This window comes from Arthrobacter sp. NPDC056886 (assembly GCF_042788715.1).
Taxonomy (GTDB): domain Bacteria; phylum Actinomycetota; class Actinomycetes; order Actinomycetales; family Micrococcaceae; genus Arthrobacter.
Genome location: NZ_JBHUBT010000001.1, coordinates 386,637 through 408,873 on the forward strand (window position 1 = coordinate 386,637; position 22,237 = coordinate 408,873).

23 protein-coding genes are annotated in these 22,237 nt (G+C 68.8%); 16 read left to right on the forward strand and 7 right to left on the reverse strand.

The window, feature by feature from the left end; translation table 11 throughout:
* Positions 1-191 precede the first annotated feature (191 nt).
* The 3 genes from ACFRJ8_RS01865 (at position 192) to ACFRJ8_RS01875 (ending at position 3,508) form a co-directional block, all read left to right on the forward strand.
* Entirely contained in the window at positions 192-2,255 is a 2,064-nt protein-coding gene (locus tag ACFRJ8_RS01865) for an FAD/NAD(P)-binding protein (RefSeq protein WP_377984446.1), read from the forward strand.
* Positions 2,252-2,818: a GNAT family N-acetyltransferase gene (locus ACFRJ8_RS01870; RefSeq protein WP_377984447.1), complete on the forward strand. Its 567-nt coding sequence runs from the start codon at positions 2,252-2,254 to the stop codon at positions 2,816-2,818. Before ACFRJ8_RS01865 ends, ACFRJ8_RS01870 begins: the two co-directional genes overlap by 4 nt.
* A gap of 117 nt (positions 2,819-2,935) precedes the next feature.
* On the forward strand, positions 2,936-3,508 hold the full coding sequence (locus ACFRJ8_RS01875) for a LacI family DNA-binding transcriptional regulator (RefSeq protein WP_377984448.1): 573 nt from the start codon (positions 2,936-2,938) through the stop codon (positions 3,506-3,508).
* Positions 3,509-3,517: 9 nt separating this feature from the next.
* Here ACFRJ8_RS01875 and ACFRJ8_RS01880 read toward each other — a convergent pair whose 3' ends face one another.
* Positions 3,518-4,558: a bile acid:sodium symporter family protein gene (locus tag ACFRJ8_RS01880; RefSeq protein ID WP_377984449.1), complete on the reverse strand. Its 1,041-nt coding sequence runs from the start codon at positions 4,556-4,558 to the stop codon at positions 3,518-3,520.
* Positions 4,559-4,750: 192 nt separating this feature from the next.
* Here ACFRJ8_RS01880 and ACFRJ8_RS01885 point away from each other — a divergent pair, with 192 nt between their 5' ends.
* Positions 4,751-5,035, forward strand: coding sequence for a DUF1540 domain-containing protein (locus ACFRJ8_RS01885; RefSeq protein WP_377984450.1), 285 nt, complete (start codon positions 4,751-4,753; stop codon positions 5,033-5,035).
* A 168-nt stretch (positions 5,036-5,203) separates the two neighbouring features.
* Here ACFRJ8_RS01885 and ACFRJ8_RS01890 read toward each other — a convergent pair whose 3' ends face one another.
* A complete protein-coding gene (locus ACFRJ8_RS01890) occupies positions 5,204-6,310 on the reverse strand; it encodes a GTP pyrophosphokinase family protein (RefSeq protein WP_377984451.1) in 1,107 nt (368 codons plus the stop codon).
* Between the two features lie 246 nt (positions 6,311-6,556).
* Here ACFRJ8_RS01890 and ACFRJ8_RS01895 point away from each other — a divergent pair, with 246 nt between their 5' ends.
* From ACFRJ8_RS01895 to ACFRJ8_RS01935, 9 genes are all read left to right on the forward strand, one after another.
* A complete protein-coding gene (locus ACFRJ8_RS01895) occupies positions 6,557-7,354 on the forward strand; it encodes an alpha/beta hydrolase (RefSeq protein WP_377984452.1) in 798 nt (265 codons plus the stop codon).
* 182 nt (positions 7,355-7,536) lie between these two features.
* The gene (gene nhaA, locus ACFRJ8_RS01900; protein WP_377984453.1) at positions 7,537-8,889 is read left to right on the forward strand and encodes a Na+/H+ antiporter NhaA; all 1,353 of its coding nucleotides are present in this window, start codon (positions 7,537-7,539) and stop codon (positions 8,887-8,889) included.
* 160 nt (positions 8,890-9,049) lie between these two features.
* Positions 9,050-9,352 (forward strand): rhodanese-like domain-containing protein, encoded by a 303-nt coding sequence (locus tag ACFRJ8_RS01905; protein WP_377984454.1) that lies wholly within the window; start codon positions 9,050-9,052, stop codon positions 9,350-9,352.
* 23 nt (positions 9,353-9,375) lie between these two features.
* Positions 9,376-10,737 (forward strand): rhodanese-like domain-containing protein, encoded by a 1,362-nt coding sequence (locus ACFRJ8_RS01910; RefSeq protein ID WP_377984455.1) that lies wholly within the window; start codon positions 9,376-9,378, stop codon positions 10,735-10,737.
* Positions 10,738-10,827: 90 nt separating this feature from the next.
* On the forward strand, positions 10,828-11,781 hold the full coding sequence (locus tag ACFRJ8_RS01915; protein ID WP_377984456.1) for a carbohydrate kinase: 954 nt from the start codon (positions 10,828-10,830) through the stop codon (positions 11,779-11,781).
* A gap of 13 nt (positions 11,782-11,794) precedes the next feature.
* On the forward strand, positions 11,795-12,307 hold the full coding sequence (locus ACFRJ8_RS01920) for a YbhB/YbcL family Raf kinase inhibitor-like protein (protein ID WP_377984457.1): 513 nt from the start codon (positions 11,795-11,797) through the stop codon (positions 12,305-12,307).
* A gap of 216 nt (positions 12,308-12,523) precedes the next feature.
* Complete coding sequence (locus ACFRJ8_RS01925; protein WP_377984458.1) at positions 12,524-13,342, forward strand: HAD family hydrolase; 819 nt, start codon at positions 12,524-12,526, stop codon at positions 13,340-13,342.
* Between the two features lie 198 nt (positions 13,343-13,540).
* Positions 13,541-13,789: a hypothetical protein gene (locus ACFRJ8_RS01930; protein ID WP_377984459.1), complete on the forward strand. Its 249-nt coding sequence runs from the start codon at positions 13,541-13,543 to the stop codon at positions 13,787-13,789.
* Positions 13,790-13,864: 75 nt separating this feature from the next.
* Positions 13,865-14,731, forward strand: a complete 867-nt coding sequence (locus ACFRJ8_RS01935) for a glycerophosphodiester phosphodiesterase (RefSeq protein WP_377984460.1) — start codon at positions 13,865-13,867, stop codon at positions 14,729-14,731.
* A 34-nt stretch (positions 14,732-14,765) separates the two neighbouring features.
* Here the strand turns inward: ACFRJ8_RS01935 and ACFRJ8_RS01940 are convergent, their stop codons facing one another.
* Entirely contained in the window at positions 14,766-15,692 is a 927-nt protein-coding gene (locus ACFRJ8_RS01940; RefSeq protein ID WP_377984461.1) for an NAD(P)H-hydrate dehydratase, read from the reverse strand.
* Positions 15,676-16,443, reverse strand: a complete 768-nt coding sequence (locus ACFRJ8_RS01945) for a histidine phosphatase family protein (protein ID WP_377984462.1) — start codon at positions 16,441-16,443, stop codon at positions 15,676-15,678. Before ACFRJ8_RS01945 ends, ACFRJ8_RS01940 begins: the two co-directional genes overlap by 17 nt.
* Before the next feature lie 156 nt (positions 16,444-16,599).
* On the opposite strand from ACFRJ8_RS01945, the gene ACFRJ8_RS01950 reads away from it, so the two are divergent.
* Complete coding sequence (locus tag ACFRJ8_RS01950) at positions 16,600-17,724, forward strand: glycerate kinase (protein ID WP_377984463.1); 1,125 nt, start codon at positions 16,600-16,602, stop codon at positions 17,722-17,724.
* A gap of 51 nt (positions 17,725-17,775) precedes the next feature.
* On the opposite strand, the gene ACFRJ8_RS01955 is transcribed toward ACFRJ8_RS01950, so the two are convergent.
* The gene (locus ACFRJ8_RS01955; protein ID WP_377984464.1) at positions 17,776-18,486 is read right to left on the reverse strand and encodes a DUF6766 family protein; all 711 of its coding nucleotides are present in this window, start codon (positions 18,484-18,486) and stop codon (positions 17,776-17,778) included.
* A complete protein-coding gene (locus ACFRJ8_RS01960) occupies positions 18,483-18,983 on the reverse strand; it encodes a DUF6328 family protein (RefSeq protein ID WP_377984465.1) in 501 nt (166 codons plus the stop codon). Before ACFRJ8_RS01960 ends, ACFRJ8_RS01955 begins: the two co-directional genes overlap by 4 nt.
* 221 nt (positions 18,984-19,204) lie before the next feature.
* Here ACFRJ8_RS01960 and ACFRJ8_RS01965 point away from each other — a divergent pair, with 221 nt between their 5' ends.
* Together ACFRJ8_RS01965 and ACFRJ8_RS01970 are read left to right on the forward strand one after the other, a co-directional pair.
* Positions 19,205-20,137 carry an SDR family oxidoreductase gene (locus tag ACFRJ8_RS01965; RefSeq protein WP_377984466.1) on the forward strand — a complete coding sequence of 311 codons (933 nt, stop codon included), beginning with the start codon at positions 19,205-19,207 and terminating at the stop codon, positions 20,135-20,137.
* Between the two features lie 57 nt (positions 20,138-20,194).
* Positions 20,195-20,734 (forward strand): hypothetical protein, encoded by a 540-nt coding sequence (locus tag ACFRJ8_RS01970; protein ID WP_377984467.1) that lies wholly within the window; start codon positions 20,195-20,197, stop codon positions 20,732-20,734.
* A 132-nt stretch (positions 20,735-20,866) separates the two neighbouring features.
* Here ACFRJ8_RS01970 and ACFRJ8_RS01975 read toward each other — a convergent pair whose 3' ends face one another.
* Positions 20,867-22,222 carry a uracil-xanthine permease family protein gene (locus ACFRJ8_RS01975; RefSeq protein ID WP_377984468.1) on the reverse strand — a complete coding sequence of 452 codons (1,356 nt, stop codon included), beginning with the start codon at positions 22,220-22,222 and terminating at the stop codon, positions 20,867-20,869.
* Between the last annotated feature and the right edge of the window lie 15 nt (positions 22,223-22,237).

Sequence of the window (22,237 nt, forward strand, 5' to 3'; positions counted from 1 at the left end):
AGGGGCCGCCGAAAACGCGCGGCAAGGCGGAAAGTTGCATACGTTCACGCAGGTTCGCACGGCGTCACACGACGAATTCTTGCCTCGATTTACGCCGCGTTACGCGGGGTGAACGGCCGTGACCGGCGCCTCGACCGGCCCCGTTTCCGGTGCCTAGCATGAGGGCTCCGCACCAGAGCCAGGAGACCGTCATGCCAGTGAATGCCCCATCCGTGGTCCTCATCGGCGGCGGCCCGCGCACGGCCGGGCTGCTGGAACGCCTTGCCGCCAACCGGCCGGAGCTGCTCACCGGCGCGCTCCAGATCCACGTCGTGGAACCGCACACCCCGGGCGCCGGCAGGATCTGGCGCTACGAACAGCACCCCGGGCTGATGCTCAACTCCGCCGCGGCGGACGTCACGATGTTCACCGATGCCTCGGTCCAGTGCGAGGGGCCGGCCGTCGAAGGTCCCGGCCTGGCGGACTGGGCCGCCGGGGTCCTGGACGGCTCCATCGCGGACATTCCGGAGCTGGCGCAGGAACTCCGGCGCCAACTGGCCGCCCTCACCGGCACCACCTTCCCCACCCGGCAGCTGCAGAGTGTCTACCTTGAATGGTTCTTCCGCCGCTCCGTCGCCGCCCTCGGGCCGGACGTCACCGTCACGGTGCACCGGAACACGGCGTCCGCCGTCGAACCTGTACAGACCGAACCCGAACGGCGTGGACCGGAACAGGGCAGGCAACACGGCGTACCGGCGCAGGGCCCGGAACGCTACCGTGTCCGGCTGGCCGGCGGCGCGGTGCTGCACGCCGACGTCGTGGTCGCCTCCCTGGGGCACACTGATTCGCTGCCGGATGAGGAGTCCGCCGCGTGGGCCGCTTTTGCCGCCCGGCACGGCGCGTTCCACGCGGCGCCCAGCTACACCACCGACGTCGACTACTCGCCGCTCGCCGCCGGCCAGGACGTGATCGTCTCCGGCATGGGCCTGGCGTTCGTGGACCTGCTGGTCCTGCTCATGGAGGGCCGCGGCGGCAGGTTCGAGGAGCTGCCCGACGGCGGCCTGCGCTACCTGCCCTCCGGTGCCGAGCCACGGTTGTGGGCCGGGTCCCGCCGCGGCGTGCCCTACCACTCCAAGATCACCTCCACCCTGCGCGGTGACGCGGCGGCAGAGCCTGCGTTCTTCACCGCGGACGCCGTCGCGGCATTGCTGGACGCGCCCGGCGAGCTGGACTTCCGCGACCAGCTGTGGCCCCTGATCGCCAAGGATGCCGGCTACGCGTACTACCGCGAGCTGTTCACCGGCTACCCGGGGCGGGTCCGGATGGGGTGGCCGGAATTCGCCGAGCGGTTCGCCGCCGCGGAGTGGTACAGCCAGGACCGCCAGCGCCTGGTTGCCGAGTCCGTCCCGGACGCTGAGCTCCACCTGGACCTCGAACGGCTGGACCATCCCTTCGCGGGCCGGGTTTTCGCCGGCCACGCGGATGTCCAGGCCGCGGTGGCGGGGTACATCGGCCGCGACCTTGAATTACGCACCGGGCCGGACCATTCGGAGACGCTGGCCCTGTTCATTTCCCTGCTCAAGTCCTACATGGACCTGGGCCGGCTGGTCCCGTCGGAGCGGCTGAACGGGCGGTCGCAGCGCGACGTCCAGGGCTGGTGGCACGGCTTCTTCAGCTTCGTCGACTCCGGGCCGCCGCCACGCAGGCTGCGGGAGATGCTGGCGATCCACCAGGCCGGGCTGCTGCGGTTCATCGGCCCCGGGCTGGAGATCGAGGCCGCGGAGTACTCGGGACGGTTTGTCGCCCGCTCGGCCCAGTCCGGGCTCACCGTGTCAGCGGCGGCACTGATCGAGGCCCGGCTCCCGGCGCCGTCGGTGACCCGCTCCGCGAACCCGCTGCTGCGCCAGCTGCACACCTCCGGGCTTGGCACCGAGCAGCAGCTTCTGACCGCAGACGGCACACATGCGACCGGGCGCCTCCTGGTGTCCGCCTCCAACGAGCTGATCAGTCCGGTGGGGGAGCGGCGCGAGCGGCTGTTCGGCGTCGGGCCCGGCACCTCCGGCTGGGGCGCCGGCGCCTTCGCCCGGCCCGGCACCAACGCCGCACCGTTCCGCGAAAACGACGCCCTGGCCCGGCGCATCCTGAACCTGCTGGCCGGCCCCAACAACGGCCAGGGCAGCAACGAGCAAGCCAACAACCAGCAAGCGGGCAGTGAGCCAGCCAACACCGGCCAGCCGGTACCCCAGGCCGCCGCCGGCGGAAAGGACCCGTCATGACCCCATCACCACTACACACCCCCGCGGAGACCCGTCCCGTCGAAAGCAGACCCGCGGACGGCTCCACGCTGACGGTCCTCAGCCTCCCCATGAGCGATCCCAGGGTCCGTCCGCTCCTGGATGAGCTCGCGCTCGAATATGACACCCGCTACGGCAACCTCTTCGGCCGGGGAGCCGCCGCGGAAGAACTCAACCGCTACCCGGCCGAGGAATTCGCGGCGCCTGGCGGGGCCCTGTTAATTGTGCGCGAGAACGGTGAATCCGTGGCGGGCGGCGCCTTCCGGCGGCACGGCCCGCAGACCGCCGAGTTCAAGCGGATCTGGACGCATTCGGCCCATCGCCGCCGCGGACTGGCCCGGTTTGTCCTCACCGAACTGGAGGCGCTCGCCGCCCGCCGTGGCTACCGGAAGGTCTATCTGACCACCGGCCCCCGGCAGCCGGAGGCGAAGCACCTCTACCTGAACACCGGCTACGAGGCCCAGTTCGATCTCTCCGCCGACCCGGAAACTATCGGACCGCTGGCATTCACCAAGGACCTGCCCGCCGGTCACGCCGGCGGCTGAGGCGAGAGAGTCCATCCCGGCGATAGAGTGCAGAACAGGCCGGCGCGACTTCCGCACCGTGCCAGTATCGCCTCAGCCGCCGCGCATTCGCGGCGCCGAAGTACCCGGGAGCAACACGTGCGGCATGGATCCAAGCCCACCATCCGCGACGTCGCGGAGACGGCCGGGGTATCCCTGACCACCGTCTCCTACGTGCTCTCCGGCCGCTCCGGCGGCACCACCCGGATCAGCCAGGCCACCCAGGACCGGGTGCACTCCGCGGTCCGCGACCTTGGCTACGTGGCCAACCGTGCCGCCCAGGGAATGCGCCGCGGTCGGACGGAACTGGTGGCCGTGGCCGTCGCGGACCTCGAACAGCCGCGGGACAGGGCCATCGCCACGGCACTGGCCGGAATCCTGCCGGAGCACGGCTACCAGGCCGTCGTCCTGTTGGGCGGGGCCTGGCGGCAGTTCATGCTCTCCGGCGGCGCCGACGGCGTAATCCACACCTGCGCGCCGGAGACCGGCGACGATTCGGGGACCATGGCGGAACTCGCCGCCCGCGGCATGGCCCAGGTGCTCATTGCGGACGACGCCGGGGCCGGCAGCCCCGGTGTCCAGGGCGGCTACGATGTGGTCCTCGGAACGGACAGCCCCCAAGTCCTGGCCGAGCGAGCCGTCACGGCGCTGCTCGCCAGGCTCCGGAGCTAGACCCCCGCCTTAGGCTTTCAGCGCGGCGGCCTCAGGTGCTGTGTCCTGCTGGAGGGGGCGCCGGGCCAGCCACGCGGCGACGATCGCGCCGGAGATATTGTGCCAGAGCGAGAACACGGCGGATGGCAGCGCGGTCAGCGGGCTGAAGTGCGCCGTGGCCAGCGTGGCGGCCAGCCCCGAGTTTTGCATGCCGACCTCGAAGGCCAGCGCCCGGCGGGCCTTGTCATCCAAGCGCCCCAGCTTGCCGGCCAGATAGCCCAGACCCAGGCCGAAGCCGTTGTGCAGCACCACGGCGAGGAACACGATCCCGCCGGCGGCGACGATCTTGCTGGCGCTGCCTGCCACCACGATCGCGACGATCAGGGAAATCACGACGGCGGAGGCCCAGGGCAGGACCGGCAGCACCTTCGCGACGAGCTTCTTGAGGAACAGCCGGGCCAGCAGACCGGCAATGACGGGCAGGAGGACGGTCTTGACGATGTCCTGGACCATGGCTCCGGCGTCAATCTGCAGGTAGGAGCCGGCCAAGAACAGTACGAGCAGCGGTGTCACGATCGGGGCGATCAGGGTGGACACGGAAGCGACGGCCACGGAGAGGGCAACGTCGCCCTTGGCCAGGAAGGCCATCACGTTGGACGCGGTCCCGGACGGCGCACAGCCCACCAGGATCAGACCTACAGCCAGCTCGGGTGGCAGGTTCAGGGCGATTGCGATCAGCCAGCCGGCCCCCGGCATGATGACGTAGTGCGCCACGATTCCCAGGACCACGGCCCAGGGGCGCTTGGCCACCGAGGCGAAATCGGGCGGCGTCAGCGTCAGACCCATGCAGAACATGATGATGCCCAGCAGGAAGGGCACGCTGGGGGCGAGCGGTTTGAAGGCCCCGGGAAGCAGGAAGCCGGCGAGCCCGGCCACCACCACGAGGATCGGGAAGATGGTCACCGCGATCCGGGCGATCTTTGCCTCGGCGGCGAGGGCGGGATTGGCCGGTACATCGGCGGCAGCGCTGGCGTCACGGGCGGTATTTGGAGTTTTAGTTGCCTCAAGCATCCAAGAATGGTGCCACCGGCATCCACGGACTGACTACTTCGTGACCACCTGTCAGACAAATATGTCAGATTTTGGCCACCTCCCGGGCGGCATTAGGTCACACGTTTGGGTCTTTTTGTTTGCCCTGGTGCGGCCTAGCGTGGAACCACGGCGCCGCCCGTCCGGGGTGGCCGGAGCATGGAGGAAAATCCAATGACGACGCACGTAGCCGACTGCAGCGTGAGCAATTGCTCCTTCAATGATCACTCCCACTGCAACGCGGCCGCCATTACCGTCGGCGGCGCTGAAGACCATGCCTCCTGCGCGACCTTCATCGACATCGGTGTGCACGGCGGGCTCCCCAAGGTGCTGGCCGACGTCGGCGCCTGCCAGCGTACTGAATGCACCCACAACGACCATCTGATGTGCAAGGCGTCCGAAGTTCACGTGGGACCGGGCGTCGACAACGCTGATTGCCTCACCTACGCCCACAAGTAGGTCGCAGGCGGCGCCGAATTTCCCCACCTTTGAAGCCGGTGCCCGGCGTGTCGCACAGAAACGCCGGAGTGTCCCGGCGTCGCACATTCAAAAGTGGGGAAAATCCAGGCAGGCAGGCAGGCAGGCAGGCAGGCAGGCAGGGCATCCGCGGACGCAGGCCGTCCGGCGCTAGCCCTGGGTGAGCCGGTACCGCTCGATCTGCTTGAGCCGCCGGAGGAGGCTGTCGCGCCGGGGGTGCGGGACGGCGTCGGCCGGCTCGGCGGTGAGCTCGATGTGTTCGGTGCCGTACTGCCACAGCAGCAGGTCATCGAGGAGCCGGTCCGGGCCGGGGGAGTAGCGGTGGTCCAGAGCCTTGCGGACCTCGGTGATCCGGTTGGCGCTGAGCAGCCCGGCGAGCTGCACGGTCTGGTTGAGGCCGTGGGCGGCCATGAGCTCCGCGGCCCAACCCCAGTCGTCGTCGACCTTCCGGTCCACGTGCGGCAGCAGGGTCCGCCAAACGTCGCGGATCCGGTTGGGCGTCAGCTGCGCGGCACCCTCGCCCTCCATATCCCAGTAACCGCGGACCTCCTCGTAGCGTTCGTGCAGGTCGGAGAACGCACTTTCCACGGTCTCCAGCATGGCGGCCGTGGCGGTGAACTGGCGGTCGAAGTGCGGGGTCCAGGCCCGGGGGTCCTCGGCCTTGAAGCGGATGTCGTGCTCGATCTCGCTCCAGGCATGAGCGAACACGGTACGAATCTGGCACTCGAAGAAGTAGCTGCCGTTCGGCGGGACGTCCGGATTGAAGGCCAGCTGGTAGTCCTTGACGGCCTCGTTCTGGATGGTCCGCAGGATCAGGTGCCGGCTGGAGTAGCCGTAGGTGCCGGACTCGATCGAGCCGATGTCCTTTTCGCGGTCCCCGCGGCAGTCGAAGAGCTGGCGCTGGCGCTTGATCAGGTTGGCCACCACCGCGTTCTCCGCCGGCAGTTTGGTGATTACACGGATACCCACCATGTCGTTCAGGGTCCGGAACGGGTCCGGGAACTTCAGAACAGGCGGCCCGCCCGGCTCCAGCGGTTCTTCCGTGCGGGAAATCTTCTCGCGGAAAGATTCAACTGTCTTGGTGCGGCCGGTGACGAACAACGGCGTGACCTCGGTGTCCTTGAGCATGGTCCGCAGCGTGAGCAGGACCTCCCGGGTGACCAGCTTCAGGGCAGGCCGGACCCGCTCGTACAGTTCCACGTTCTCCTGCACGGAATCGCGCAGGCTCAAGTCCAAACGGTCCCAGTTGCTCGCCATGGATCCAGCTTACGGCGCACCGCCGACACCGGCCCGCAGGCTCTCCAGCAGCCGCCGCCGTCGGGCCGTGTTCCAGGGCGATGTGCAAGGGCGGCGTGCGGAGCCCGGCCTGCGCGGGGCCGCTTGGCGCCCAAGGTAGGCTCAGCACATGGCTGAAATGCGGCGGCATATATGATCGCTGCCGCAGCGGCGGTGACTCTGGGGGCAGTCTCCGCCGCCTGTTCACCGGGCCCCAAGGAGGACGCTGTGAAGAGGCAGAAGTACCAGTATGGCGAGGACCCCAGCCAGTGGGGTGAGCTCTTCCTTCCGGAGGTCGCCGCGCCCAAGGGCGTGGTGGTGGTGATCCATGGCGGGTACTGGCGTTCGCAGTACGGCGCAGAACTGGGGGAGCCGCTTGCCAAGGACCTCGCCGCGCACGGCATGGCAGCCTGGAACCTGGAGTACCGGCGGGCCGGCAACGGCGGAGGCTGGCCCAACACCTTTGCCGACATCCTGTCCGGAATCGACAAGCTCGGGGAACTCGCAGACGAGCACGGCCTCGGGTTGGACCGGGTGGTGGCCCTGGGCCACTCGGCGGGCGGCCACTTGGCGGTCTGGGCGGCGGGACGCAGCCGGCTCTCCGGGCTCGGAGCCCCGGACGCGGACCGCCAGCTCGCGCGCCGTGGCGACGACGACGGCGCGGTGCAGCTTACCGGCGTCGTCAGTCAGTCGGGGGTGCTCAACCTCGCGGCCGCCGAGCGGCTCAACCTCAGCAACGGCGCCGTCAGCAACTTCCTGGGCGGCTCGTCGGAGAAGTATCCCAAACGGCACAAATTTGCAGACCCCATGAGCGCGGTGCCACTCGGCGTGCCCGTATATGCCGTTCACGGCACGGAGGATGACAGTGTGCCGGTCAGCCAGTCCGAGACCTACGCCGGCGCAGCCAAGGCGGCCGGTGCGCCGGTCCAGTTGCTGAAGGTCCCGGGCGATCACTTTGCGCTCATTGATCCAAAGGCTCCCGCCTACCGGAAATGCCGTGAACTCGTGCAGCAGCTGCTGGTCTGAAACCCGGCCGGCCCGGCCGGAGGACTGGAACCCGGCCCGGCCGGAACGCGCCGGCCTGCCGGACTGGCACCCGGTCCGCGTCCTGCGAGGCGTCACCGGGCCGGCGAATGCCAATAGACTGGACCAAGGTGCGCCGGGAAGTCTGGTCGGCATAGTTCCGTCGACCCCATTTTGAGGACTCCATGAGCGCCCTGCCACCTACTCCCGCACCCCCTCGTCTCACCGTTTTCGGCCGCGGCAGTTACGCCGAGGCCCTGCGAATCGGCGAAATCCTCCGCAAGGAAACCGTGGGCGGCGCGCTGCTGGTCGCGGCGGCGGCGATCGCCCTGATCTGGGCCAATTCCCCGGCCTCTGAGAGTTACTTCGCGCTGCGCGACTTCACCCTCGGCTACGGGCCCTGGCATCTGGACCTGAGCCTGGGCGCATGGGCCGCCGACGGCCTGCTGGCCATCTTCTTCTTCCTGGTCGGGCTCGAGCTCAAGCGCGAGTTCGTCGCCGGGGACCTCCGCCAATTCAACAAATCGGTGGTCCCGGTGGCTGCCGCCGTGGGCGGCGTGGCCGTACCCGCCCTCATCTATGCGGCAGTCAACCTCGCCGGCCCCGAGGCGCTGCACGGCTGGGCGATCCCCACCGCCACTGACATCGCCTTCGCCCTCGCCGTGCTGGCAATCATCGGTTCCCACCTTCCCAGTGCACTGCGGATCTTCCTGCTCACCCTCGCCGTCGTGGACGACCTTCTGGCCATCACCATCATCGCGGTCTTCTACACAAGCGAACTCCATCCCGTGCCGCTCCTGCTGGCCCTGCTCCCGCTGGGCCTGTATACGCTCCTGGTACAGAAATACCGCCGGTTTTTCGGCCTGCACGCGCTGGCCGCGTGGGTGATCCTGCTGCCGCTCGGCGCCACCACGTGGGCGCTGGTCCACGCCTCGGGCATCCACGCCACCGTGGCCGGGGTCCTGCTGGGCTTTGCGGTTCCCGTTAGGCGTTCCCAGGCCAGCGGCGGGCCCGAGGCCGGACCGGGCCTCGCGGAAATCTTTGAGCACCGGTTCCGTCCGATCTCGGCTGGATTCGCGGTTCCGGTCTTCGCGTTCTTTTCGGCCGGGGTGGCCGTCGGCGGCTGGCAGGGCCTTGGTGCCGCCCTGACGGACCCCGTTGCTGTGGGTATTGTCCTGGCCCTCGTGCTCGGAAAACCGGCCGGAATCCTCGGCACCACCTGGCTCATCACCAAGGCCACGCGGGCCAGGCTGGACCGTTCCTTCAAGTGGATCGACGTCTTTGGGTTGTCCATCCTTGCCGGTATTGGTTTCACGGTCTCGCTGCTCGTGGCCGAACTGAGCTTTGGCCAGGGCACCGTCCACGATGACCACGCGAAGGTCGGGATCCTCGCGGCCTCAGTGATCGCGGCCCTCCTCGCGGCTGCGGTGCTCCGTGTCCGCAACAAGCAGTACCGCCAGGCGGAGGAGGAAGAAAAGATCGACTCGGACCACGACGGTATCCCGGATGTCTACCAGCAAGACCGTCCCGCAGGCTAGCCGGAGCCCGGCAGGCTGGGTGGACAGGCCAGGTTGACGGACTACATTTGGGGGTGCGGCAGGGACGTGCCGTCCAGAGCATGCGTGATACCCCAAGGGGTATCATGGTTTAGCTGGAATACGCGCGCCGGGCCGTCCGGCGCCCGCGAAAGGAACAGGCATGAAGAGCATTTCCGTCAAGGACCTGGCCGCCCTGGGCGACGCCACCGAAATCGTCGATGTCCGCGAGGAAGACGAATACGCGGCAGTCCGCGTTCCCGGCGCCAGGAGCATCCCGCTCTCACGGTTTGTGCAGTCCCTCGACGAGGTTCCGGCCAGCGGAACCGTCTACATCATGTGCGCGGCCGGGGGCCGCAGCGCCCAGGCCGCCACGTACTTGGAGGACCAGGGTTACGACGCCGTCAACGTTACCGGCGGGATCATGCAGTGGCAGGACGAGGGACACCCCGTCAACCGGGGCTGACCGCTGACCTTTCCGGAGGGACCATGGAAGTCATCGTCATCGAGACCCCGCAGCTCGGGGACCGCAGCTACCTGGTCCACGACGGCTCCGTGGCGCTGGCGGTCGACCCGCAGCGGGACACCGACCGCATCGAGGCCGCTGCCCGCGACGCCGGCGTGGCCATCACGCACGTGGCCGAGACCCACCTGCACAATGACTACATCACCGGCGGGCTGATCCTGGCCCGCGCCCACGGCGCCAGCTACCTCGTGAACGCCGCCGATCCCGTCGCCTTCGAGCGCACGCCCATCACGGACGGCCAAACCGTCCGGGTGGGCTCGCTCACGGTCAAGGCGGTCGCCACGCCCGGGCACACGCACACCCACATGTCGTTCATCGTGGACGACGGCGAGAAGCAGGCCGTCTTCTCCGGCGGAAGCCTGCTGTATGGCTCGGTGGGCCGCACCGACCTTGTTGCCGCGGCGGACACGGTCGGCTTGACCCATGACCAGTACGCCTCGGTCCGGCGCCTCGCCGCCGAGGCCGGCCACGACGCCGCGCTGTTCCCGACCCACGGATTCGGGTCGTTCTGCTCCTCCGGACCCGCCGCCCGTGCCCGGTCCTCCACCATCGGCGAGCAGCTCGCCGCCAACCACGCGCTGACGGACCCTGACGAGGACCACTTCGTCCGCCAGCTCATCGCCAACCTCACCGACCACCCGTCGTACTACGCCCACATGAGTCCGGCCAACCTGAGCGGCCCGGCCCCGGCTGAGCTGGCCGTTCCCGAATCACTCGACGCCGCGGAGCTCACCCGGCGATTGGACGACGGCGAGTGGGTGGTGGACCTGCGTCGGCGGGTGGCGTTCGCCAACAGCCACCTCAAGGGCAGCGTCAGTTTCGAGTACGGCTCCGGCTCCAGTTTCACCACGTATCTCGGCTGGGTGCTGCCGTGGGGTGAACCGCTGACCCTGGTGGGCTCGCGGGAAGATATCGAGAGCGCAGTCCGGGACCTCTCCCGGATCGGCATCGAATCCCCGGACGCCGCCGTCGGCACCGAACCGCACGCGCTGGCGCCGCAGGCCGGCCTCGCCTCCTATCCCCGCGTGGGCTGGGACGGCGTGCTCACCGGCCGGGCGCCCGGGGACACCGTCCTGGACGTGCGCAAGGCCGACGAATTCACCGCCGCCCGCGTGCTGGGCGCGGTCAACGTACCGCTGCACGAGCTGTTGCTGCGCCTCGGCGACGTCCCCGCCGGGAAGCTCTGGGTGCACTGCGCTACCGGGTACCGAGCCGGCATTGCCGCCAGCCTCCTCCAGCGGGCAGGCCGGGATGTGGTTCACATCGACGCCAGGTTCGCCGAGGCCGCCCCCGCCGGGATCGCCCTGGATGCCGCCGCGGCCTGAGACCGCGGCCTGAGCGGGCCCAGCGGGGCGGCTGCGGGCGGGACCGCGCAACACACGGCGCCGGAGCTGATTCTCTGGCAGAGTATGGTCATGCTCACAGTTATTGGCGAGGGACTGGTTGATGTAGTCCAGCGGTCCTCCGGCGTCCAGGCTCATGTCGGCGGCAGCCCCCTCAACGTGGCGGTGGGGCTGGCGCGGCTGGACCATCCCGTCCAGTTCATTGGCCGGTACGGCCGCGATGCCTATGGCGAGGCCCTGGCCGCACACCTGAAGTCGAGCTCCGTGCTGCTCCCGCTGGGACCCGACGAGCTGCCCACCAGCGTGGCCGCCGCCCTGATCGACGACGCCGGCGCCGCCACGTACACTTTCGACCTCGCCTGGGAGCTTCCCGGCGTCGCGGCGCGCCTGCCGTTCCTGCTGCAGGGAACCACGCTGCTGCACACCGGATCCATCGCGACCATGCTGGCGCCCGGCGCCGCCGAGGTGCTGGCCGCCGTCGAGCGCGCCCACCCGTCCGCGACCATCAGCTTTGACCCCAATTGCCGGCCCAGCATCATCCCGGACGTGGACTACGCCCGCGGGCAGGCCGAAAAGTTCGTGACCCTCGCTGACGTGGTGAAAGCCTCCGACGAGGACCTCGAATGGCTCTATCCCGGTGTTGACCCGCTGGATTCGGCCCGCCGCTGGCTGGCGCTGGGCGGCTCCGAGGGCCCGGCCATGGTGGTGGTGACCCGCGGTGGCCAGGGCCCATGGGGCGTCAACGCCGCCGGGGCGGCGCAGTTCCCCGCACCGGAGATCAGCGTGGCGGACACCGTCGGGGCGGGGGATTCGTTCATGGCGGCGCTGCTGTCCGGCGTGGTGGACCTGGGCCTGGACGGGGCACAAAACCGCAAGGCCCTGCGCGAACTCTCCGCCGAAAGTCTCCGCGATCTCCTCGCCCATGCCTCCCGGGCAGCGGCAGTCACCGTGTCCCGCGCCGGCGCCAACCCGCCCACGCGCGCGGAGCTGGCACGGATGGAAATGGGGGCCCAGCCCCTGCAGTAAGTGAAAGGCAGCCATGACACGCCACGAATTTCCGGAGTTCGCCGTCCGCAGTGAATCCTTCGCCGAGGGCCAGACGCTCCCGCCTGCCCAGCGCAGCGGCAAAATGCGCGCCGGCGGCCAGGACGAATCCCCACAGCTGAGCTGGAGCGGCGCCCCCGCCGGCACCAAGGGCTATGCCGTCACCATGTTCGACCCCGACGCCCCGGGCCGCGGCGGCTTCTGGCACTGGGCCGTGCTGGATGTCCCCGGCGACGTCACGTCGCTGCCGGCAGGGGCGGGCGCCGAGGGCGGTAAGCACCTTCCCGCGGGCGCCATCCAGTTAAGGAACGACGGCGGGTTCCACGGCTACCTGGGCGCCGCGCCGCCTCCCGGGCACGGGCCGCACCGGTACGTCATCACTGTCCACGCGCTCGACATCGCTCCGTCCGGGCTAAATGAGCACACTTCTCCGGGCAGCCTGGAGGCGAAGCTGTCGCGGCACACCCTGGGCCGGGGCACACTCACCGGCATCTTCGAACGGCACTGAGCCGCCCGCCTCCTGCTGCCCGCCACCCCGCCTGCCGCCCGCCCCGCCCGCCCGCCCGCCCCGCCCGCCGCCGTCGAGCTCGCCGGAAACTTTCCAGATCGCCGGAAATTTCCGGCGGACCCGACGCGTTCCGGCGATCTCGGCGCACATCCCGCCGCACACGTCCGCGCGGACAGCCGCGAAGGCCGACCGTCCCGGCGCACGTAGACTGGCACTATGCGGCTGGTAGCAAGTGACATCGACGGAACGATCCTCGGCCATGACGGCAAAATCAGCGACAGGACCGTCCGCGCGTTCCACGCCTGCCGAGACGCCGGGCTGGAACTGGTGTTCGTCACGGGACGGCCGCCGCGCTGGCTGCACCCCCTGCAGGACCAGCTGGGGCACACCGGAACGGTCATCTGCTCCAACGGCGCCGTCGTGTGGGACCTCGAGGCAGACCGCATGCTCTCGGCGCGGACCCTGGACCTCGACGCCATGTTCGAGGTCCGCCGCATCATCAAGCGGCTGCGTCCGTCCGCGCTGTTTGCCGCCGAGACCCTGACCGGCTTCCACCTGGAACCGGGCTTTATCGAGAACGGCTCGAGCGAACTGCTCGCGGAATTCACCCCGGCCCCGCTGCACACCACCCTCACGGAGGGGGACTCCATCGCGAAGTTCCTGGCCATTGTCCGGGAAGGCACCGCCGACGAGTTCCTGGCCGAGGTGACGCCCGCCGTCGCCCATCTGGCCGCCGCGACCCACTCGGCGCCGAACATGGCCCTGCTGGAGCTGTCCCTGCCCGGCGTGAACAAGGCCGTGACCCTCGCCGAGTATGCGGCGTCCCTCGGCATCGGCGCCCCGGACGTGGTGGCGTTCGGGGACATGCCCAACGACATCGAGATGCTTCGCTGGGCCGGGCACGGGTACGCGATGGCCAGCGGCCACCCCGACGCGATCCGGGCCGCCGGCCAGCAAGCCCCGCACTTCGACGACGACGGCGTCGCCCAGATCCTCGAGGCCAAGCTCGCCGAACTCGGCGTCCGGCTGCCCTAAAGCCACCCTGGAGCCCGGACACGTCCGCGCGGACACCGCCGGCGCCCCTGCACCGCTGCGCCCCAACACCCCGGCACTCCGCCGCAAACCGGACGTCCCCGCGGACACCGGATTCCCAGCGGACGGCCAACTGGCGTTCACCTTAGCCTCCTAGGCTGGGAGCTCGCGACAGATCGTTTGACCGATAGTGGGGACATCATGGCCAGATACCGCATCAACAACACGGACGAACAACCCCTGCACAGGGTGGAGCCGGACCGGCACTGGAGGCAGCTGCGCCAGGGCGACCGCGTCAGCGTCCGGCTGGGCCCGGGCTTCGAGACCGGCGGCCTGGTGGATGCCGTCACGGCGGATCACAGCATGGTCTGGGTGGACCTCGACGGCGGCCGCGGCCGCACGCTGCTGCACTGCAGCGACGACGTCGAAATCCGCCAGCACGACTCCTGACGCCCTATCCCGCCAAAGCCAGCCACGCTCAGCACCACCCGCCCCGGCAGATCGACCCTCGGGTACGCTTCAGGAGTGACTGACCCGCACCCCTACTTTGCCCCTCGCGGCAATCGCGACGGCGGTCCGGAGGACCCAGCCGCCCGGGCCCCCGGAGCTCCAGGACCCGCCGGGACCGCCGGCGCCCGGGCACCCCTGGCGATGGCCCACCGGGGCTTCTCACTGGACGGGCTGGAGAACTCGATGGCCGCGTTCCGCGCCGCCGTCGACCTCGGGTACCGGCACCTGGAGACGGACGTGCACACAACGGCCGACGGCGTGTTGGTGGTCTTCCACGACAAAGCCCTGGACCGGATGACGGCCGGGCAGGGCCGGATCGCGGACCTTCCGGCCGCGACCGTGGACCTGGCCAGGATCGGCGGATCCGAACCGATCCCGCGGTTCGAAGAGCTGATCGCTGCCTTCCCGGAAGTCCGGCTCAATGTCGACGTCAAGGACTGGAATTCCGTGGCCACCCTGGCCGCGGCGATCGAGGCCCACGGACTGCACGACCGTGTCCTGGTGGCCAGTTTCTCGGACCGGCGGCGCCGCGCAGTGCTGAAGCAGTTGAGCCGTCCCGCCGCGAGTTCGGCCGGCATCGTGTCCAATGCCGTGTTCGTCCTGCTGGGCCCCGTGCTGCCGGCGCGGCTGATGTCGCTCGTGGCAAGCCGGGCACTGCGGGGAGTCCACGCCCTGCAGGTCCCGGTCCGCTACGGTGCCGTGCCAGTGGTGACGCCCGGCTTTATCCGGCGGGCACACCGTCACGGCCTGCAGGTCCACGTGTGGACGGTCAACGAGCCCGCCGAAATGCACCGGCTGCTGGATCTCGGCGTCGACGGGATCGTCACGGACCGCGCGGACCTGCTCAAGGCGGTCCTCCAGGAGCGCGGGACCTGGTCCTAAACGGGGCCTGGTCTTAAAGGGGGCGCCCCGGCGCTCAGGCGGAAAGTTCCATCATGAGTGGCGGCAGTTCCTCGTTGAGCTCCCGGGCGAGGTAACCCAAGCCGCCCAGCCGGCTGGCAAGCCGGTCTCCGGCCGCAGCATGCAGGTGCGTTCCCCAGCAGGCAGCCTGCGCGTCGGTCGTTCCCCTGGCACGGAGGCCGGTGATGGCGCCGGAGAGGACATCTCCGCTGCCCGAAGTGCCCAGTCCGCTATGCCCGGTGGTGATCTCCCAGAGGCCGGTCCCCGACGCAGCAGCCCTGCCGCTGCTGCGGGGTTCTGCGATCACCCCCTGGCAGGAGACCACGGCCTGATATTTGTCGGCCACCTCAGGGAGCTGGCGGTGCAGGTCCTCGACGTCCCGCCCGAGCAGGATGCCCGCCTCCGTGATGTTCGGGGTCAGGATCAGCCGGCAGGCCCACGGAGCCAGTTCGTCGTCGAGCTCCGGCAGACTGGCCAGGGCAAAGGCATCCAGGACAAAGCAGGGCTGATTGGCCGGGGTGGCTTTGAGGAGTTCGCGCAGCAGCGCCGTGGTCTGGTCCTTGTCGTCCAGGCCTGGCCCCACCAGGACGGCGTCTGCGGTTTCCAGCTCGGCGGCCAGGGACCCGGCGGCGGAACCGACAACGGTCCCGGCTGTCGTTTCCGGCAGTCCAAGGACGCCAGCCTCGGGCAGGGCAACGGCGAGCGGTACCGCCACGGAATCCGCCACGGCCAGGGTCAGCCGGCCCGCACCCGCGCGGAGGGCAGCAACGCCGGCGAGCAACGCCGCTCCGGGCGTCCTGCGCGCGCCGCCGATGACCAGCACGGAGCCGCGGTCATCCTTCCCAGAGCCGCCGTCAGGAAGCGGCCAGGCCCGCAGCAAGGTCGGCGTGACGGCCTCGGCCTGAGGTGTCTTGGCCTGCCGGGACTTAGCGGGGGTGGACATCCGCGTCCCCCGAGTGCTGGGTTACCGGGACACCTTCGCTCATGAGGTGGTCGGCCATATTGAAAGTCTCCAGCAGCCATTCCCCCCTGCCGTCGGGCCGGACGAAGCGGCTGACGGAGGCGTTGAGGATGGTGGACGTGGCGGCGATGTCCAGCAGTTGCTGCTCCGACAGCCCTTCCAGGATGTAGCGGATGAGCAGGATCACGGCGTCGTGGCAGACCAGCAGGACGCCCTCGCCGGGATGCCTGTTGTCCAGGTCGGCGAGCAGCGACCGGAGCCGCAGCACCACATCCGCCCAAGACTCACCGCCCGGGGGCCGGTAGTAGAACTTGCCGAGCCACCGCCGTCGGCCAGCCTCTTCGGGGAGCCGGGCTTCCACCCCGGCCGTGGTGAGCATGTCCAGGATTCCTAGCTCGCGATCGCGCAGCCGCTCGTCGATCAGCACCGCCGTTTGCCAGCCGCCGGTCTGGACGGCGAGTTCTGCGGTCTGCCGGGCACGCAGGTAGGGCGAGGACCACACTGGAGTGCGCCGGGCGTCCGCGTACCCCGCGAGCAGCCTGCCCAGGGCCAGCGCCTGCTCCCGCCCAGTGACCGATAGCCCGACATCCGCATCCCTGGCGGGGACATCGATGACGTGCGCGCCAGCCTGTTGAGCCAGCGTGGCGGCAATGTTGCCTTCGCTTTCACCGTGGCGTACCAGCAGCAGCTCAGTCACGCCCGTGACGCTGCGGATGTGTCCGTCCTCGCTCACCGTTCCCCCTGTCCGTTGGTTTCCGGCGCCGTCATCTGCCGGCCCGGCCCCGGCCGGAATGTGTGTGGCAGCCACGTTACTCCCGGTGGCGCGGATTTGTCGCTTCACCGGCCGAGCGAGCAACATCCGGGACCACCGGACTGGCAGGATAGAGCCATGCGCATCCTCATCGCCCCGGACAAGTTCAAGGGCTCCCTGACCGCCGTCGAAGCCGCCGCCGCCATTGCCGAAGGCGCCCTGCGCGTCTACCCGGACGCCGAGACCACCCAGTTTCCGGTGGCCGACGGCGGCGAAGGGACCCTTGAAGCGGCCGTCGCAGCCGGCTACGAGGAACGGCTCAACGCAGTTGTTGGCCCCATCCTGGCCCCGATCGGTGCCGCGTGGGCCATCCGCGCGGACGCCTTCGGCGGGGCCACCGCCGTGATTGAAACGGCTCAGGCCTCCGGGCTGGCTCACATGGAGCCCACGCCGGCCAACTCGCTGCGCGCCCACAGTTATGGCTGCGGCCAGCTGATCGCCGCGGCGCTGGACGCCGGGGCCACGGAAATCGTGCTGGGCGTGGGCGGTTCGGCCATGAGCGACGGCGGCAGCGGTGCCCTCCGGGCCCTCGGACTCAAACCGTTGGACGCCGCCGGCAACGTTGTGCCCCTTGGCGGCGGATCGCTCGCCGAGGTCGCGTCCGTGGATATCAGCGGCCTCGATCCCCGGCTGGCCGGGGTGAAGTTCAGGATCGCCGTCGACGTCCAAAACCCGCTGTACGGCAGCGACGGGGCCGCGTACGTGTTCGGTCAGCAAAAAGGTGCCGACGCCGATGCCATGGAGCTGCTCGACGCCGGCCTGCGCAACTGGGCCTCGGTCCTGCGCCAGGCTACCGGCCGAGACGTCAATGTGCCCGGCGCCGGGGCGGCCGGCGGCTTCCCGGCGTCGTTCCTGGCCTTCAGTACCGCCGCCCTGGAAGGCGGCTTCGAGCTGGTGGCCGGGCTCACCGGGCTGCCTGCGAAACTTGCGGTGGCTGACTTGGTCATCACCGGAGAAGGCTCCATGGACAGCCAATCGCTGACGGGCAAAGCGCCGATCGCCCTCGCCGACGCCGCCCAGGCGCTCGGCATTCCGGTGATCGTGGTGGCCGGCCGGATCCTGGTCACCCCGGAGGACCTCGCCCCGCACGGAGTAGTCGCCGCGGCGCAGCTGCTGGACGTCGCCGGCAGCCCGGAGGACGCCATCGCCAACGCCGCAAAATACCTCGCCTGGGTCACCAGCCAGGTCCTGGAAGGCGCCTAACGCACCTGCTGGCAGGCTGCGGTGCCGACCGCGGGCCAGCGCCGCCCGGACTTAGGCGCCGGTCTCGTAGTGCGGTTCGGCCACGGGTTTGGACTCGGGGGAGCCCTTCTCACGCAGGTAGACCGAGGCGCCCACCAGGACCGCCACGGCAAGGAATTCGCTTTGCCAGTTCTGGAAGGACTCGAACCAGAACCGGCTCGTGGCCAGATAGCCCAGCACCGTCACGGTGGGCTGTCCGTGCGCCTCCTGGTCACTGTTGTAGTCGTCCGTGCCTCCAACCGCGTGCAGGATGAAGGACGCCAGGAACAGCAGCAGGAACATGATCGAGAGAGAGTGTTCGTAGAGCTTGAGCACCCAGCCGCCGCGCCGCACGGGCCACGGCGTGGAAGGCTTGAGCTTTGCCTGCCGGGGGTCCTCGTCCTGCGGAGCGGGGCTGCCCATGGGCTTGGACTCAGAGGACCCCTTCTGGAACAGGAAGACGGTCAAGAGGACATACATGCCCATCTGCAGGAATTCCGACTCCCAGTTCTCGAACGTCGCCTCCATGAAGGACCCGGTGCCGAGGTACTGCAGAACGGTCACAGCCGGTTCGCCGTGGGCCATCTGCTCGTCGCTGTAGGAGCTGGCTCCACTGAGGATCATGCCGCCGAAAAACATGACGAACAGCGCGATATTGGCCAGCAGCAGTCCGTGTTCCTTAGCCCACTTGCCCATGGTTCCTCCCGTGTCTGCGGCGCGCCGCTCATGTGAAACATTTGTCATGATGACTCCTCTTCGCGGCCCTGCCGCTGTAGCCGTGCGGGAACAACGATCAACAGCAGGACCAATACGGCGAGCAGCCCGACGCCGGCTACCAAGCCCGCCGTCCGGCCTACGGTGACGTCGAAGATCAGGGATGTGGTGCCCACGCTCAGGAGCCCCACGCCGGCCAGTGAAAACTTGGCGATGGTGTCGGCGCTGGCCACGAGCGTGGCCTTCAGCCCTTGCCGGAACAGCCGGCGGTGCACGCTTACGGGCAGCAGGATGGTGGACGTGGTGAGGGCAGCGAGGATGACGTTGGCGAGGTACAGGCGGGTCTGGTAGTCATCGAGCGTCTGGAAGCGCGTCTGGAACGGCAGGGTCAGGAGGAAGCCGGCGAGGACCTGGACCCCGGTCTGGAGAACCCGCAGTTCCTGCAGTAGTTCGGCCCAGTTGCGGTCCATCCGTTCAAGGCGCGATTCGTCCCTGCCGTCATCTTTCGGCGCCGTTGGGCCTGTCATTGGTGCTCCTCCGCGCAATCCTGAAACCAATCGTGAACCTGCCGCAGCGTGCGGCCTACCCTCAACCTAGGCTTGAAAGTTGCCAAAAGACAAGTTGGTAGTAAGCCTGCTGACGATTTTTGAGGTTAGGGTAGAAATGATTACTTCGCTGGGATGGGTCATAGGGCACGGTTGCACCGGCCGATGAGCTTCCCTGGAAATCGACACGTGTTAGGTGGACTATGAGTGACGACGCAAGCAGCACTGCAGCCAGCGCCTCCAGCGGCGGCAAGCAGCAGGACCAGCCGCGCGATCCCCGCGCCGGCTACCACTCGGACCCGTTCCCGGAACAGGTGCAGAAACAGCCCGGGCTCACCTCACCCATGGAGCCCAAACCGGACCATGGCGAGGAAAGCTACCGGGGCAGCGGCGCCCTGAGCGGCAAAGCCGCCCTGATCACCGGCGGTGACTCCGGAATCGGCAGAGCGGTGGCGATCGCCTTCGCCCGCGAGGGAGCCGACGTCGCAATCTCCTACCTGCCGGAGGAAGAGGAAGACGCACAGGACACCGCCGAGTGGATCCGGAAGGCCGGCCGCAAGGCCCTGCTGCTCTCCGGCGATGGCCGCAGTGAGGACTTCGCGGCGCACATCGTCGAGGCGACGCTGGCCGAATTCGGGGGCCTCGATGTCCTGGTGCTGAATGCGGCCTACCAGAAGAACCGCGACAGCCTGGAAACGCTGCCCACCGAAGAGTTCGACCGCGTCTTCAAAACCAATCTGTACTCCTTGCTCTGGACCGCCCGGGCGGCCGTCCCGCACCTGAACGCCGGCGCCTCCATCATCACCACCGCCTCGATTCAGGCGTTCAACCCGTCCCCGGGGCTCATCGACTACGCCATGACCAAGGCGGCCCAAGTGGCATTCACCAAGGCCCTAGCTCAGGAGCTTGGACCCAAGGGAATCAGAGTTAACGCCGTGGCCCCGGGTCCCATCTGGACGCCGCTGATTCCGGCCACCGAGTGGCCCGAGAAACTGCCCTCCTTCGGCCAGGACACGCCGCTGCAGCGGGCGGGCCAACCGGCGGAGCTGGCGGCGGCCTACGTGCTTCTCGCCTCGGACCACGGTTCCTACATTTCCGGAGCAGTGCTTCCGGTCACCGGAGGCAAAGGCCTCTGAGTTCGCTTTGATCCGTCCAATCCAGCTAGTCCCATTTCCAGCACCAGGAGGAATGACATGACTGAAAACCAGCAGGATCCCAAGAGCGTCACCGAAGAAGCGGGCGGCTACGGCACGCCGACCGCCGAGCAGGAAATGCCCGGCGGCGGCGCTGAGAACATTGATGCGAAGAACTTCGCCCAGCCCCGCGAGGAGGAGGCCTTCGACGCCGCTGGGCTGAACCAGGACAGCCCCGACGGCGAGACGTATCCGGCCGGCGCGCCGGATCTGAGCCAATTCGGTGCCGAAGACCAAGACAGTGCAGGAGAACCCGGAGCAGGACGCTTCGGAGGAACGGAGGAACAAATGAGTTCAGAAAACGCCAGCGCAGCCCCCGGCTTCGACGCCGACGCCTCAGAGGATTCCGAGGCCGCCGTGCCGTCCTCGGAGGCGGAGATGGACGAGGCCAACACGGAAAAGCCCGACGCCGGGCGGCCCTTCTCATCCGAGCCCGGACAGGACGCGGCGGGCCTGCCGGACGGCTCCGGCACGGACCTGCCGGAGAGCAAGTCACCGAAGGACCGCGACGATGACAAGGACTCCTTCGACGCCGGCTAGTCCCGACGCCGTCGCTGCTGCCGCCCCAAGGGCGGGCCTTGACAGCGAAGGAGGCCGGACTCCAGCCTGTGGGCGGAGTCCGGCCTCTTTCGTTTGCGGTACGTTGCCCGCTGTGCTTCTTAGTGGCGTTCTTTAGCGGCGCTTCTTGGGAGCACGCTTGGTGGCTGCCCTGACCGCGGCCGTCGAGGCAGCAGCCGGCGAGGGGTCTTCAGTTTCCGGCTCCGCCACCGTTCCGCGGACCTTCGCGATCGCCTTCATGCCGTGGTAGATCACCAGGGCGGCGGCCGAGCCCAGCGCGATCCCGGTGAACTTCAGGTCCCCGATGGTCCAGGTGTAGTCGGCAATCCCGACGATCAGGGCGACGGCGGCAGTGGTCAGGTTGATCGAGTTGGAGAAGTTCACCTTGTTCTGGACCCAGATCTTCACACCCAGCACACCGATCATGCCGTAGAGCATCGTGGCCGCGCCGCCGAGGACGCCGGCAGGGACGGTGGCGATAAGTTCGCCAAACTTCGGCGAGAAGCTCAGGATCACTGCGAAGACGCCAGCCACCCAGTACGCCGCCGTCGAATACACCTTGGTGGCAGCCATGACGCCGATGTTCTCGGCGTACGTGGTGGTCCCGGAGCCGCCGCCAAGCCCGGCAAGTACAGTGGCGGCGCCGTCGGCCAGCAGCGCCCGGCCGGACACGCCGTCGAGGTTCTGCCCTGTCATGGCTGACACGGACTTCACGTGGCCGATGTTCTCTGCCACGAGCACCAGCACCACGGGCACGAAGAGGCCCACGACGCCGAGGTGGAACTCGGGGGTCTGGAAATGCGGCAGGCCGACCCACGCGGCACCCTCCATCTTGGAGAAGTCCACCTCGCCCCGGATCATCGCAACAAGGTAACCCACCAAAACGCCCACCAGGATGCTCAGCCGGCCCAGCATGCCGCGGAACAGTACGCTGACCACGATGATGACGGCCAGCGTGATGAAGGCGGTCACCGGGGCCTGGTCAAAGTTGCTCTTCGCCGCGGGCGCCAGGTTCAGGCCGATCAAAGCCACGATCGCGCCGGTCACGATCGGCGGCATGACCCGGTTGATCCAGCCGGCGCCAAACTTCTGCACCACGGCACCGACGACGGCGAGGGTCGCGCCGGCCAGCACCACCCCGCCCAGCGCCCCGGGGATGCCGAACTGCTGCTGGGAAGCCATGATCGGGGCGATGAACGCGAAGCTCGAACCGAGGTAGCTCGGCACGCGTCCCTGCGTGATGACCAGGAACAGCAAGGTGCCGATGCCGGAGAAGAACAGGGTGGTGGCTGGCGGCATGCCCGTGATGATCGGGACCAGGAAGGTGGCGCCGAACATGGCCACAACGTGCTGCATGCCGATCCCTACCGTCAGGGGCCAGCTGAGCCGCTCATCCGGTCTGACGACCTCACCGGGGCGGACGGACTTGCCGTTGCCGTGGAGCTTCCATTTGGTGCCGAGCATGCTCATGCCAGGAGCCTTTCA